The following is a 13395-nucleotide window of genomic DNA, read 5'->3' as shown; positions in this document are numbered from 1 at the left end:
GCGCAACTGGCAACGGCGGCAATCCTCCCGCCAGCCTAGCTGGGTCGATCATTGGTGCGAGCGGCGGGAATCGAACCCACATCAACGGCTTCGGAGACCGCTACACTATCCATTGTGCTACGCCCGCAAAAGACAGCGGCATTTCAACGCAATCCTGCGGCCAACGTCAAGCGATAGTCTGGAATCCGGCAGAACTCCGTCAGCACCCGGGTGGCGCGACGCTTCCGGCGACGGTGCTTTTTCTGCCTCCCGAATCCTGGCTGTCGAAAAAAAACGCCGCCCGATGAGAGGGCGGCGTCGAAATGATAAACCCACGGGGAAACCCGTTCCGGCTCAGCTCGTCGGGACGGTCGCGATCGTCTTCAAGATCCGCGAGGCGACCAGATACGGGTCGGCGGCGGAATTGGGACGGCGGTCCTCAAGGTAGCCCTTGTAGGCGCTGTTGACGAACGAGTGCGGGATGCGGATCGAGGAGCCGCGGTCAGCCAGACCGTAGCTGAACTTGTCGATGGACTGCGTCTCGTGCAGGCCGGTCAGGCGCAGGTGGTTGTCCGGGCCGTAAACGGCGATGTGCTCGTCGTGGTGCTTGCGGAACGCATCCATGAGCTTCTCGAAGTATTCCTTGCCGCCTTTTTCGCGCATGAACTTGGTCGAGAAGTTGGAGTGCATGCCGGAGCCGTTCCAGTCGCCGCGGATGGGCTTGCAGGTCCATTCGACGTCGATGCCATATTTCTCACCGAGGCGCTCGAGAATGTAGCGGGCGACCCACATTTCGTCGGCGGCGGTCTTCGAGCCTTTGCCGAAGATCTGGAATTCCCACTGGCCCTTGGCGACCTCGGCGTTGATGCCTTCGTGGTTGATGCCGGCGTGAATGCAGAGGTCGAGGTGCTCCTCGACGAGTTGGCGGGCGAGGTCGCCGACATTTTTGTAGCCGACGCCGGTGTAGTAGCGGCCTTGCGGGGGCGGGAAGCCTTCGGCGGGGAAGCCGAGCGGGCGCCCGTTTTTGAAAAAGAAATATTCCTGCTCGAAGCCGAACCAGGTGTCGGCATCGTCGAGGATGGTCGCGCGGGTGTTGGTCGGGTGCGGCGTGCCGTCGGGCAGAAGCACCTCGGACATGACGAGGAAGCCGTTTTTGCGGGTGGCGTCGGGATAGAGCGCAACAGGTTTCAGAAGACAGTCGGAGCTGCGTCCCTCGGCCTGCTGCGTGGAGCTGCCGTCGAAGCCCCAGACAGGGACGTCGTCGAGGGCGAACTTGGCAGGGTCGCCTTCGACGATCTTGGTTTTGCTGCGGAGATTGGCAATGGGGGTGTATCCATCAAGCCAGATGTATTCGAGTTTGAGTTTTGCCATGGATGTGGACGTGGGTTCGGTGTGTGTTTGTATGGTTTGGCTGCCTCCATCCGCTTGCGGGACGGGGGGCGATGAACTCGCTGCCGTTTCCGAAAAAGGGATTTTTGGCGAAGGAGAAAAAAGCACAGCGCATGCCAATTGGCGAGCATAGTGATTTGGAATTTGATCATAAGGGGAGAAACGAGCGGTATTATTATGTTAGTTAATAACAATTAATAAGATAAAATTTCATAAATCGCACACTAAAATGATGAAAAGCCGGTGGCGGGCGATGATATCACGCCTGCTTTATGCTTTTTTCATTGAAAGCGCTTCAGTCCGGAAAGGGAAAGGGCTGCGCGCCGTCCTTTCCTTGGGCGGGTGAATTTGGAAACGCATTGCTTGCCGCCGGCAGGCAAGTGGCTTTACTGCGCACCGATTCGATGGCATTCATTCCCACATGCACGAGGTAAAGGACACCCGCCGCGCCATGGTGCGCATCGGCTACGACGGCAGGGTGCACAAGACCTTTCGCGGGCACCAGGCGCGCGAGCGTTTCGAGAACGAGGTGCGGGTGTTGCGGCATCTGGAGGAGCGCGGCTGCGACTTCGTGCCGCGCGTGCTGGAGACCGATCCGGAGCGGCTGCTGCTGGTCACCAATAATTGCGGCGGCCGCGTCGAGCACATGAGCGAGGAGCGGGTCAGGGAAGTGTTTGCCGCGCTGGAGCCGTTCGGCATCCGCCACGAGGACCCGTTCCTGCGCAACATTACTTATCGCATTCGCGACGGGAGATTTTGCATCATCGATTTCGAGTTCGCCACTTTTCTCGACGGCCCGCACGCGGGCGTGTCGCTCAAACCACCCCCTCCCGATGAATGATTTGTCGCCCAACCCAAGATCGACGCCCCCCGGCGTGCCGCCGGCCGTCACGCCTCCTGCGTCATTGCGCCTGCGCTGGTCGGGCATGACGCACACCGGGCGCTTCCGCCGCAACAACGAGGACAGCTTTCTCGCGCTCAACTTCGACGGGGACGAAGTGCGTTACCTCGGCAAGATCGGCGAGGCGTCGCTGGGCGGGTCGGATTTTGTCTTCGCGGTGAGCGACGGCATGGGCGGCGAGAAGGCGGGCGAATTTGCCAGCCGCATCGCGGTGGACGAAATCACGAAGCTGCTCCCCCGCAGCTTCAAGGTCGCGGCGATGGGCCTGTCGAGCGGCTTCAGCGACATCCTCGAGGAGCTTTTCGACCAGATCCACGCGTCGCTCATCGCGCTCGGGCGCAGTTATGAGGAATGCGCGGGCATGGGCGCGACGCTCAGCCTGTGCTGGGTCACGCCGGAGTGGATGTATTTCTGCCACATCGGCGACAGCCGCATTTATTACCTGCCCGCGTCCGGCGGCATCACGCAGCTCACGCACGACCACAGCCACGTCGGCTGGCTCCGGCGCACGGGCCGCATCACCGAGCACGAGGCGCGCGCGCATCCCGGGCGCAGCTCGTTGCAGCAGGCGCTCGGCGCGGGCAACCAGCACATCGATCCGCAGATCGGCGCGGTCAACCTGCTGGCGGGAGACCGCTTTGTCATCTGCTCCGACGGGCTCGTGGACGGCATGTGGGATTCGGGGCTGGAGCGCCTCATGCGCGAGCCGCCCGCGGCGCAGGCCGCGCTGCCGCCCGCGCGGCGGCTGGTGGAGGAGGCCGTGGCGGCCTCGGGCCGCGACAACACGACCGCCGTGGTGTTCGAGCTGGTGGCGAAGTGAGGGCGCCGCGCGCGCTCCGTCCTTTTTCATTCCACACCGCGCGTTTCGTCCCCATCCTCCGCCCATGCCCGCCGCCATCCGCACTCTCGCCCTCGTCGTCAACGCCGGAAAAAACGGCGCGTCCGAAATCGCGCGCGATCTCATGGACATCGCCGCGGGGCGCGGCGTCAACGTCCGCTCCACGCATGAGTTTCCCCTGCCCGTCGGTTTGCTGAAAGACTGCGACGCGTGCTGCGTCATCGGCGGCGACGGCACGCTGCTCGGCGTCGTGGGCGAGGCCGCCCGGGAGCAGGTGCCCATCATCGGCGTGAACCGCGGGAGCCTCGGTTTTCTCACCACGTTTTCCGCCGAGGAGGCGCGCGCGCAGTTCGACGCGCTGCTCGAGGGCAGATACTGCCTCGCCTGGCGCTCGCTGCTCGACTGCTCCATCGGCGACCAGCACGTGCTCGCGCTCAACGACATTCTCATCAAGGAACAGCGCAACTCGAGCATCGTGCGGCTGGAGGTCCGCGCCGACGACGAACTCGTAGCCGACTACCACAGCGACGGCCTCATCTTTTCGACGCCCACGGGCTCGACCGCCTATAATCTTTCCGCCGGCGGCCCGCTCATCCATCCCGGCGCGGAGGTCATCGCGCTGACGCCGATCTGCCCGCACACGCTCAGCAACCGCTCCATCGTTTTCCACCACGACGTGAAACTGCGCGTCATCAACCGCGATCCCGCGACCTGCCTGCTCGTCGCCGCGGACGGGCATCACAATCTCACGACATGCAGCACCGAGCCCATTTCGATCTCGCTCGCGCCGGTCCGGCTGCCGCTCGCGCAGAGCCTCGATTATTCCCACTTTTCGGTCATTCGCACCAAGCTCAGATGGAGCGGCGGAGCGGCGAATCGCGAGTGAGCCGGACGCGGCGGCCCAAGGGAAGGCCGCTCAGATATAATACATCTCCTCCGTCGGCTTCGGCATGAGTTTGTCGAGCGTGTAGCTGCGGGCCTTGGCTTCGAGCGTGGCGCGAATCTCGCGCCAGACTTGGTTCACGCGCTTGCCGGACTGGCCGCCAGTGGAGGCGTTGAGTTCGAGCAGTTCGCCCTCGATCACGCGCACGATGTCGAGCAGCGTGATGGATTCGGGCGGGCGGGCGAGCGCGTAGCCGCCTTGTTTGCCGCGGCGGCTGGCGATGAGGCCGCCGTTGCGGAGTTCACCGAGGATCTGCACGAGATAGTTGGCGGGCACGTCCTCCGCCTTCGCGAGTTCCTCGATGTGCGCGAGCTCGTCGCCATCGCGGGTGCGGGCGAGTTGGGCGAGAACACGACAGGCATAATCGACTTTGACGGAGAGTTTCACGCCGGCGAGTCAGGCAAGATGTTGCGCGCCGGGCAACAGTGTTTGTTGGGTTATTCGCCTAAAATACCTTTGGTGCGGCGGCGGGGTCGCGGAGAGGCGCTTTTCGGCACCGCAAATTCCCCGCAAAAATCCATTGCCCGCGGCCCGGTTTTCGGATGCAATCTTCCCTTTTAATTTTTACAACATCATCGCCTTTTCCCAAGCCCACATGTCCGACCAAAACGACCCGCAAATCCCCGCCCGTCCCGGCTCCCTCAACGACACCTACGACGCCTCCAAAATCGAAAAGCTCGAGGGCCTCGAAGGCGTTCGCAAACGCCCCGACATGTATATCGGCGACACCAACGAGCGCGGCCTGCACCACTGCGTCTTCGAGATCGTTGACAATTGCATCGACGAGTGCCTCGCCGGCTTCGCCTCCGCCGTGAAAGTCTCCATCCACCTCGACGGCTCGTGCTCGGTCGAGGACGACGGCCGCGGCATCCCCGTGGACATCCATCCGAAATACGGCATCCCCGCGCTCGAACTCGTGCTCACCAATCTCCACGCCGGCGGCAAATTCGGCAAGGGCGCCTACCAGGTCTCCGGCGGCCTGCACGGCGTCGGCGCGAAGTGCGTCAACGCCGTCTCCGAATGGTTCGAGGCCGAGGTGCGCCGCGAGGGAAAAGTTTACCAGATGCGTTTCGCGCAAGGCATCACCACGCAAAAGATGACCATCGTCGGCGACACGAAGAAGACCGGCACGAAGATCACCTTCAAGCCCGACCCGGAAATCTTTCTCACCACGCGCGAGTTCGTTTATGAAATCCTCGCCAAGCGCCTCCGCGAGCTCGCCTTCCTGAACCCCGGCATCCGCATCGAGCTCAACGACGAACGCTCCCAGAAATCCGACGCCTTCTACTTCAAGGACGGCATCACCGAGTTCGTCCGCTACCTCAACACCAACAAGAACCTCGTCCACGACAAGCCCGTCACCTTCAGCGACACCGTCCCCAACGAGGAGGACCCGTCGAAGCCGCCCGTCTCCGTCGATGTCGCGATGCAATACAACGACAGCTACAACGAGCAAATCTTCGCCTACGCCAACTCCATCTTCAACATCGAGGGCGGCACGCACCTGAGCGGCTTCCGCACCGCGCTCACCCGCGTCATCAACAACTTCGCAAAAGCCAACAACCTCATCAAGGAAAAGGACCCCGCCATCAACGGCGACGACTGCCGCGAAGGCCTCACCGCCGTCATCTCCGTAAAAGTCCCCGAACCCCGCTTCGAGGGCCAGACCAAGACCAAGCTCTCCAACGGCGAAGTGGACGGCATCGTGCAAAAAATCGTCGGCGAAAAACTGAAATTTTTCTTCGAGGCCAACATTCCGATTGCCAAGCGCATCATCGACAAAATCCTCAACGCCGCCCGCGCCCGCGAGGCCGCCCGCAAGGCCCGCGAGACCGTCCGCAAAGGCGCGCTCTCCGGCGGCGGGCTCCCCGGCAAACTCGCCGACTGCTCCTCGCGCGACCCCGCGGAATCGGAACTCTTCATCGTCGAGGGCGACTCCGCCGGCGGCTCCGCCAAGCAGGGCCGCGACCGCCGCCACCAGGCCATCCTCCCGCTCCGCGGCAAAGTCCTCAACGTCGAGAAAGCCCGCCTCGACAAGGTCCTCGGCAACGCCGAAATCCGCACCCTCATCACCGCCTTCGGCACCGGCATCGGCGAAGGCGACGACAACGTCGGCGGCTTCAACATCGAAAAAGCCCGTTACCACAAAATCGTCATCATGACCGACGCCGACGTGGACGGCTCGCACATCCGCACCCTCCTCCTCACCTTCATCTACCGCCAGATGCGCGGCCTCATCGAAAACGGCTACGTCTATATCGCCCAGCCCCCGCTCTATCGCATCAAGCGCAAGAAGCGCGAGCAATACATCGACAACGACGAGCAGATGAACCGCATCCTCCTCGAGCTCGGCAGCGAGGACGTCATCCTCACCCGCGTCCGCGACAACCTGAACTTCGACCCCGCGCAAATCGACAAGATCGTCGAAAACCTCGCCTCGCTCGAAAAACTCGGCGGCGGCGTCACCCGCCACGGCGCCCCGCTCGCCGACTACCTCGACCGCCACCACAAGGAAACCCTCGCGCTCCCCCGCTACATCGCCCGCATCCGCGAAGGCAACAAGGAGTCGCACGAATTCCTCGCCGACGAGCACGCCCGCGCCGCCTTCGTCCAGCAAAACGGCCTCGACGCCGACCTCTTCGAGCAACCCGAGCAGCCCAAGGACAAGGTTCCCGCCGGCCCGGCGCGGCGCATCACCATCCACGAAATCTTCGAATCCACGGAGATGTCCAAGCTCCTCCGCGCCATCGCCGCCGTCGGCCTCGACATCAACCGCTTCAGCCGAACCGAAGAGCCGCGCTACCTCATCACCGAGAATCCCGGCCAGAAAACCGAGGCGAAGACGGAGCTCCACTCCCCGCTCGACATCGTCGCGCACATCCGCGCCCTCGGGCGCAAGGGCCTGAGCATCCAGCGTTACAAGGGCCTCGGCGAAATGAACGCGAAGCAGCTTTTCGAGACGACGATGGACCCGGAGAAACGCCGCATGCTGAAAGTGAACATCGCCGACGCCGCCAAGGCGGACGCGCTGTTCACCCTGCTGATGGGCGACGACGTCCCGCCCCGCCGCCAGTTCATCGAGGACAACGCCCTCAACGTCCAATATCTCGACGTGTGAGTATCCGGAAAAAACTACGGGCGGGGGCTGAGCCCGCGCCCGCCGACCGATTCCATCTCAACACCTGACACGCATCCACCTGCCAATCCGCACCAGCGTCCGCGCCCACCATGCAATCCCCGACCGAAAAACTCTCCACCGCCAACATCACCGACATCATGCAGACCGCCTACATCGACTACTCGATGTCGGTGATCATCTCCCGCGCGCTGCCCGACGCCCGCGACGGCCTCAAGCCCGTCCAGCGCCGCATCCTCTACGCCATGTTCCGCGAGGGACTCGCGCACAACCGCGCCTTCGACAAATGCGCCGGCGTCGTCGGCGAAGTCCTCAAAAACTACCACCCCCACGGCGACTCCTCCGTCTATGACGCCCTCGTGCGCCTCGCCCAGACCTGGGTCATGCGCTACCAGCTCGTCGATCCGCAGGGCAACTTCGGCTCCATCGACGGCGACTCCGCCGCCGCCTACCGCTACACCGAGTGCCGCCTCCGCGACACCGCCGAGAGCCTCCTCGCCGACATCGACGAGGACACCGTGGACTTCAACCCCAACTACAAGGAGTCCACCACCGAGCCCTCCGTCCTCCCCTCCGCCCTGCCGAACCTGCTGATGAACGGCTCCACCGGCATCGCCGTCGGCATGGCCACCAACATCCCCCCGCACAATCTCCACGAACTCATCGCCGCCTCCGTCGCCATCCTCGACCGGCCCGAAACCACCATCGACGAACTCTGCCAGCTCATCCAGGGCCCCGACTTCCCCACCGGCGGCGTCATCGCGGGCCGCGAGGGCATCCTCTCCTACCTCAAGACCGGCCGCGGCATCGTCCGCGTCCGCGGGCGCGCCCACGTCGAGGAAAACAAAACCGGCGAGCAAATCGTCATCACCGAAATCCCCTACAACGTAAACCGCGCCACCCTCGTCACCCGCATCGCCGAACTCGTCACCGACAAGGAAATCGAAGGCATCCGCGACGTCCGCGACGAATCCGACGAAAACACCCGCGTCGTCATCGAGCTCAAGCGCGGCGAGCAGGCCTCCCCCATCCTCAACCAGCTCTTCCAGAAAACCGCCCTCGAGTCCTCCTTCGGCGTCATCCTGCTCGCCATCGACAACAAGCGCCCCAAGCAGATGAACATCCGCGAGCTGCTCGATTGCTACATCGATCACCGCCGCGACGTCGTCACCCGCCGCACCCAGTTTCGCCTCCGCCGCGCCGAGGACCGCGCCCACATCCTCGAAGGCTACAAGATCGCCCTCGACAACCTCGACGACTTTGTCCGCATCATCCGCGCCTCCGCCTCGCGCCAGGAAGCCAAGGAAAAATTGATGGCCAAATACCCGCTCTCCGAGCGCCAGACCGACGCCATCCTCGAACTCCGCCTCTACCAGCTCACCGGACTCGAGCGCGACAAGATCGAGGCCGAATACCTCGAACTCCTCAAGCTCATCGACGAGCTCAAGCTCATCCTCGAAAACGACTGGCGCCTCCGCGAGGTCATCAAGGAGGAACTCCTCGCCATGAAGGAAAAATACGGCGACGCGCGCAAGACCGAGATCACCGCCGCGCTCGGCGACTTCCGCATGGAGGACGTCATCCCCAACGAGGGCTGCGTCATCACCGTCTCGCACCTCGGCTTCATCAAGCGCACGCCCATCGCCGACTACCGCTCGCAGAAACGCGGCGGCAAGGGCGTGATCGGCACCGAGACCTACGAGGAAGACTTCGTCGAGCACCTCTTCACCGCGTCCACGCACGACTACATCATGTTCGTGACCAGCACCGGCCAGTGCCTCGCGAAAAAGGTTTACGACATCCCCGAGGGCCCGCGCACCGCCAAGGGCAAGTCCGTGGCCAGTTTCCTGCGGCTCGGCGAGGAGGGCGGCAAGATCGCCGCCATGCTCTGCGTCCCCGATTTCGCCGAGGACCGCTACCTCGTCATGGCGACCAAGCGCGGCATCGTGAAAAAGTCCGCGCTCTCCGACTACATCGGCACCACCCGCAACCATGAGGGCGGACTCATCGGCATCAACCTCGCCGAGGGCGACACCGTCATCGGCTGCGTGCTCACCACCGGCGGCGACGAGATCATCCTCGTCTCGCACCAGGGCCTCGCCGTCCGTTTCCGCGAAAAGGATGAGAACGGCGAAATCCTTTTCCGCGCCACCGGCCGCGCGACGGGCGGCGTCACCGGCATGCGCTTCAAGTTGGACAACGACCAGCTCGACGTCATCGAGGTCGTGGACCACAACGCGAAATTCCTCGTCGCCAGCGAGGCCGGCCTCGGCGTGCGCACCCGTTTCGAGGACTACCGCCTCATCAACCGCGGCGGCCGCGGCGTCTGGGCCATCAATCTTCCCGAGGACAACTCCATCAACCTCGCCGGCGCGCTCAGCGTGAAGGACGAGGACGAAATCATGCTCCTCACGGCCAAAGGCCAGAGCGTGCGCTGCCCGGTGAACACCATCCGCGAAGTCAACCGCGGCGGCAAAGGCGTGAAACTCCTCACGCTGGCCGAGGGCGACAAACTCCTCAGCATCGCGAAAGTGGTCGAGACCGAGGAAGAGCAGGAGGCGGCCGGCGCCGGGGAAACCACCGACGGCGGCACGGCTTCCGGCCCCGACTCGTCCGCGCCTGCGGCTTCCGGCGAGACGGAGCCGCCAAAAGAGTAACGCATCGCGAGCCGCGCCGACGCGCCCTGCCATTTATTTGGTTTGATGGAGGGCCGAGCTCCCGCGAGGCCGTCACCGGAAAACGTGGCGTTTAACCGCGACGGCCTCGCGGGAGCTCGGCCCTCCACCAAAAGCCTGACTTTCACGGTCACGCCGCCGGGCGCAGGCAGGCGTCGGCGAAGGCCTTGATGCGGCCGCGCAGGCTGGCGAGCGCGTTGCTGCGGTTGGCGGAGAGCGCCTGCGGGAGGCCGATTTCGTTTAAAAACGCCGGCTCGGTCGCGACGATGTCGGCGGGCGTCTCGCCGTTGTAAAAGTCGCACAGCAGCGCGGCGATGCCCTTCGAGATTTGCGCGTCGGCATCCATGTGGAACCAGCATTTTCCGTCGCGAAACTCCGGCACGAACCACAGCCGCGAGACGCAGCCCGGCAGCAGGCGGTCGTCGGTGTGCAGCGCGGGCGCGAGCGCCGGATAGCGGCGGCCGAGCGTGAGGATGTGGCGGAAACGCTCCTCGTCATCAGGGAGCATGGTGAACATTTCGACGAGCGCGTCGTGCTTGGCGGAGAGACTCATGGATTGCCCGCCTGTTAATGCAGGCGGCGCGCCGGTTTTCAATCCGCGAAAAAATCCTCCCCTCGCGGCGCGGCCTCTGCTTTGATGCCGCGCCACCGTGAGCCTGTTTTCGCCATCCATGAAGCCCGCCATTCCCTATAAAATCGCCGTGCTCGTTTTCATCGAAAACGCCGCCGGCGAGCAGCTCCTTCTCCTCCGCGCCAAGTCGCCCAATCTCGGCGCGTGGAGCCCCGTCGGCGGCAAGCTGGAGACCTCCCTCGGCGAATCGCCCTACGAATGCGCGATCCGCGAGACGCGCGAGGAAACCGGCTTCGAGCTCGCGACGGCCGACCTGCATCTGTTCGCCATCATCGCCGAGAAATCCTACGAGGGCAGCGGGCACTGGCTGTTGTTTCTGTTTCGTTGCAAGAAAACCATCCCCGCGCTGCCGCCCGACATCAGCGAGGGGCGTTTCGGGTTTTTCAGCCGCGCCGCGATGGAGTCGCTGCCGATTCCCGCGACCGACCGCACCGCGCTCTGGCCGATCTACGACCGCTACCGCGACCGTTTCGTGACCCTCCGCGCGGATTGCGCGCCGGAGAATCCGCTGCGCGTGGAAATCGAGGAAGAAGGCTGAAGGGATTTTTGATTTTCGATTCTCGATTTTCGATTGGGCGCTGCCGCGCCAAAGGAAAAAATGGCGCGGCAGCGCCCAATCGAAAATCGAGAATCGAAAATCAAAAATCCCTTCAGCCTTTGTAAAGCCATCCCTGCCGGATCATCGAAACGGCGATGGCGGCGAGGAGCAGGGCGATGATTTTGGAAATGGCGCGCATGCCGGTCATGCCGATGAGCCGCCCGAACAGATCGCTCCAGCGAAACGCGAGCACGACGAAGACGAGGTTGACGCCGAACGCGGCCAGCGTGACGAGCATCCCGACCGACTTTGCGCAGACGAGCAGGGTCGCCAGCGCCGCCGGTCCCGCGATCAAGGGCATGCCGAGCGGCACCACGCCGAAATCCTCCGGCAGCACCGCGGGCTGCTTCGCGTCGGCCGGCAGCACGAGATCGCGCGACGCGAGGATCAGCAGGATGAGCCCGCCCGCGATCTGGAAATCGCCCTGAGTGATGTTGAGCGCGTGAAAAATCGCCTGCCCGAGAAACAGGAACAGCAGGGCCACCGCGCTGGCCGTCCAGACCGCCTGCCGCGAAATGCGCCTGCGGCGGTCGGCGGGCAGGAGCTGGCTGAAGCCGAGAAAGAGCGCCGCGAGTCCGATCGGGTCCATCGCGACAAAGAGCGGGATGAAGGCTTGGAGAAAACGCTGGAGGAGGTCGGACATGGGGAAATGGATTCAGGCTGGCGGGTTAAGAGCTTGGGGCAAAAGGAAGGCCCGGCCAAGCACGCAGAGAACGACCGCGCGGCGGGTTGCGTGGCATGGCGACGCCAAAGCGCCAAAGGCGCTGATGGCCCAAGTCCTCCTTAAATCACCTTCGCGTGCTGGCGGGCGGGAGCGGCGGGAAGCGTGGTGTCGAAGCGCATGGCGACCACGCGCAGCAGCGGCGCGCCGGCGGGCGTCACGCGCAAGCTGGCATCGTCCATCGTCACGATGCCGTCGGCAATCAGGTCGCCGAACGTGGCAAGCTCGGCCGCGTAAGCCTTTTCAAAATCGACGCCGAGTTCGTCCGACAACCGCGCGTAATCGAGGCGGCGTTCGCACATCACGCGCATGATGATCGCGCGGCGGCGGCGATCCTCCTCGTCGAGGCGCAGGCCGCGCTCGACGGGCAGGCGGCCGCCGGCCAGCGCGGCCTGGTAGGCGATCATGTCCTTCGTGTTCTGCCGGTAGGTGTCGGCGGTTTGCGAGATGGAGGAAAGGCCGAATCCGTAGAGCGAGGCGCCGGCGTGCGTGCTGTAGCCCTGGAAATTGCGATGGAGCGTGCCGGCGCGCTGCGCGCGCGCGAGTTCGTCGTCGGGGCGCGCGAAGTGGTCGAGGCCGATGTCGATGAAGCCGGCGCGCGTGAGGCGTTCGTGCGCGAGCGCGAACATGGCGAGCTTTTCCTCGGGGTCGGGAAGCTGGCCGCGATCCTCGAAGATTTTTTGCGCGGGTTTTATCCAGGGCACATGCGCGTAGCTGAAAACGGAAAGCCGGTCGGGCCCGAGCGTGAGCACGTCGTCGAGCGTGCGGGCAAAGGACTCGCGCGTCTGGAGCGGGAGGCCGTAAATGAGGTCGAGGTTGATGGAGCGGAAACCCTCGGAGCGCAGCCACGCGACGGCCTGCTGGTTGAGCGCATTGGGCTGGTGGCGGTGGATGGCGAGCTGCACGCGGCGGTCGGTGTCCTGCACGCCGAGCGACGCGCGCGTGGCGCCGAGTTCGGCGAGGGCGCGGATGTGGTCGCGGGTGAGGCGGCGCGGGTCGATTTCGACGCTGATTTCGGCATCGGGCGCATACTCGAAGCGCGAGCGGACCATGGCGGCGAGCCGGCGGATCTCGTCGGGCTGGAGAAAGGTGGGCGTGCCGCCGCCGAGATGGAGCTGCACGACCGGGCGGCCGGTGTCGATGCGGCCGGCGGTGAGGGCGATTTCGCGTTCGAGGAGGTCGAGATATTCGGACGCGGCGCCGGCGCGCCGCGTGATGATGGTGGTGCAGCCGCAATACCAGCAGCGCGTCTCGCAAAACGGCAGGTGAAAATAGAGCGAGAGCGGCCCGGCGCCGGGCGCGTTGTCGGCGCGGATCGCATCGTCGAGATCGAGCGGGGCGAGATCGGCGGTGAAGCGCGTGGCCGGCGGATAGGAGGTGTAGCGCGGCGCGGCCATCGAGTATTTGCGAATGAGATCGAGGTTGGGCGCGTGGTTGACCGGCGGGTGTTGGTGGACTGCTGGCATTGGGCTGCGAACGTTTACATCAATCTGACACAAAATCGACGGCGCGCTGTGCTTCTTTTGCCAAAGAAGCGGCGCTTCTTGGCGTCGATGCGAATGCTTCTCAAAGAGACGCACCCGG

Annotated in this window: 11 protein-coding genes and 1 tRNA gene; 6 read left to right on the top strand and 6 right to left on the bottom strand. The window is 64.2% G+C overall.

Annotation, left to right across the window (positions count from 1 at the left end; all coding sequences use genetic code 11):
* Positions 1–52: 52 nt before the first annotated feature.
* A tRNA-Arg gene (locus tag OH491_RS16165) sits at positions 53–127 on the bottom strand.
* 206 nt (positions 128–333) lie between these two features.
* Positions 334–1350, bottom strand: a complete 1017-nt coding sequence (locus tag OH491_RS16160; protein WP_068770538.1) for a glutamine synthetase beta-grasp domain-containing protein — start codon at positions 1348–1350, stop codon at positions 334–336.
* A gap of 439 nt (positions 1351–1789) precedes the next feature.
* On the opposite strand from OH491_RS16160, the gene OH491_RS16155 reads away from it, so the two are divergent.
* The 3 genes from OH491_RS16155 to OH491_RS16145 all read left to right on the top strand — a co-directional run bounded on the left by OH491_RS16155 (position 1790) and on the right by OH491_RS16145 (position 3993).
* Entirely contained in the window at positions 1790–2209 is a 420-nt protein-coding gene (locus OH491_RS16155) for a serine/threonine protein phosphatase (protein ID WP_068770539.1), read from the top strand.
* Positions 2202–3089: a PP2C family protein-serine/threonine phosphatase gene (locus OH491_RS16150; RefSeq protein WP_084442211.1), complete on the top strand. Its 888-nt coding sequence runs from the start codon at positions 2202–2204 to the stop codon at positions 3087–3089. Before OH491_RS16155 ends, OH491_RS16150 begins: the two co-directional genes overlap by 8 nt.
* 64 nt (positions 3090–3153) lie before the next feature.
* On the top strand, positions 3154–3993 hold the full coding sequence (locus OH491_RS16145) for an NAD(+)/NADH kinase (protein WP_068770541.1): 840 nt from the start codon (positions 3154–3156) through the stop codon (positions 3991–3993).
* 30 nt (positions 3994–4023) lie between these two features.
* Here the strand turns inward: OH491_RS16145 and OH491_RS16140 are convergent, their stop codons facing one another.
* Positions 4024–4437, bottom strand: a complete 414-nt coding sequence (locus OH491_RS16140) for an RrF2 family transcriptional regulator (protein ID WP_068770542.1) — start codon at positions 4435–4437, stop codon at positions 4024–4026.
* 208 nt (positions 4438–4645) lie between these two features.
* Here OH491_RS16140 and gyrB point away from each other — a divergent pair, with 208 nt between their 5' ends.
* Both gyrB and gyrA read left to right on the top strand, forming a co-directional pair.
* Entirely contained in the window at positions 4646–7168 is a 2523-nt protein-coding gene (gene gyrB, locus OH491_RS16135) for a DNA topoisomerase (ATP-hydrolyzing) subunit B (RefSeq protein WP_068771117.1), read from the top strand.
* A 110-nt stretch (positions 7169–7278) separates the two neighbouring features.
* Positions 7279–9843: a DNA gyrase subunit A gene (gyrA, locus tag OH491_RS16130; protein ID WP_084442212.1), complete on the top strand. Its 2565-nt coding sequence runs from the start codon at positions 7279–7281 to the stop codon at positions 9841–9843.
* 148 nt (positions 9844–9991) lie between these two features.
* Here gyrA and OH491_RS16125 read toward each other — a convergent pair whose 3' ends face one another.
* Entirely contained in the window at positions 9992–10414 is a 423-nt protein-coding gene (locus OH491_RS16125) for a SufE family protein (RefSeq protein WP_068771118.1), read from the bottom strand.
* A 118-nt stretch (positions 10415–10532) separates the two neighbouring features.
* Here OH491_RS16125 and OH491_RS16120 point away from each other — a divergent pair, with 118 nt between their 5' ends.
* Positions 10533–11030 (top strand): NUDIX domain-containing protein, encoded by a 498-nt coding sequence (locus tag OH491_RS16120; protein ID WP_084442213.1) that lies wholly within the window; start codon positions 10533–10535, stop codon positions 11028–11030.
* Between the two features lie 112 nt (positions 11031–11142).
* Here the strand turns inward: OH491_RS16120 and OH491_RS16115 are convergent, their stop codons facing one another.
* Both OH491_RS16115 and hemN read right to left on the bottom strand, forming a co-directional pair.
* Entirely contained in the window at positions 11143–11733 is a 591-nt protein-coding gene (locus tag OH491_RS16115; RefSeq protein ID WP_068770543.1) for a MarC family protein, read from the bottom strand.
* A gap of 140 nt (positions 11734–11873) precedes the next feature.
* Positions 11874–13277 carry an oxygen-independent coproporphyrinogen III oxidase gene (gene hemN, locus OH491_RS16110; protein WP_068770544.1) on the bottom strand — a complete coding sequence of 468 codons (1404 nt, stop codon included), beginning with the start codon at positions 13275–13277 and terminating at the stop codon, positions 11874–11876.
* Positions 13278–13395 lie beyond the last annotated feature (118 nt).

This window comes from Termitidicoccus mucosus (genome assembly GCF_038725785.1).
Classification (GTDB): Bacteria; Verrucomicrobiota; Verrucomicrobiia; order Opitutales; family Opitutaceae; genus Termitidicoccus; species Termitidicoccus mucosus.
Note: the sequence above shows the minus strand (reverse complement) of the source record. Positions and strands in the feature narration are given on the sequence as shown.

Coding starts and splice junctions, on each gene's coding strand:
- OH491_RS16160 (WP_068770538.1), bottom strand. CDS start 1,350: ATGGCAAAACTCAAACTCGAATACATCTGGCTTGATGGATACACCCCC.
- OH491_RS16115 (WP_068770543.1), bottom strand. CDS start 11,733: ATGTCCGACCTCCTCCAGCGTTTTCTCCAAGCCTTCATCCCGCTCTTT.
- OH491_RS16125 (WP_068771118.1), bottom strand. CDS start 10,414: ATGAGTCTCTCCGCCAAGCACGACGCGCTCGTCGAAATGTTCACCATG.
- gyrA (WP_084442212.1), top strand. CDS start 7,279: ATGCAATCCCCGACCGAAAAACTCTCCACCGCCAACATCACCGACATC.
- gyrB (WP_068771117.1), top strand. CDS start 4,646: ATGTCCGACCAAAACGACCCGCAAATCCCCGCCCGTCCCGGCTCCCTC.
- OH491_RS16120 (WP_084442213.1), top strand. CDS start 10,533: ATGAAGCCCGCCATTCCCTATAAAATCGCCGTGCTCGTTTTCATCGAA.
- OH491_RS16150 (WP_084442211.1), top strand. CDS start 2,202: ATGAATGATTTGTCGCCCAACCCAAGATCGACGCCCCCCGGCGTGCCG.
- OH491_RS16155 (WP_068770539.1), top strand. CDS start 1,790: ATGCACGAGGTAAAGGACACCCGCCGCGCCATGGTGCGCATCGGCTAC.
- OH491_RS16145 (WP_068770541.1), top strand. CDS start 3,154: ATGCCCGCCGCCATCCGCACTCTCGCCCTCGTCGTCAACGCCGGAAAA.
- hemN (WP_068770544.1), bottom strand. CDS start 13,277: ATGCCAGCAGTCCACCAACACCCGCCGGTCAACCACGCGCCCAACCTC.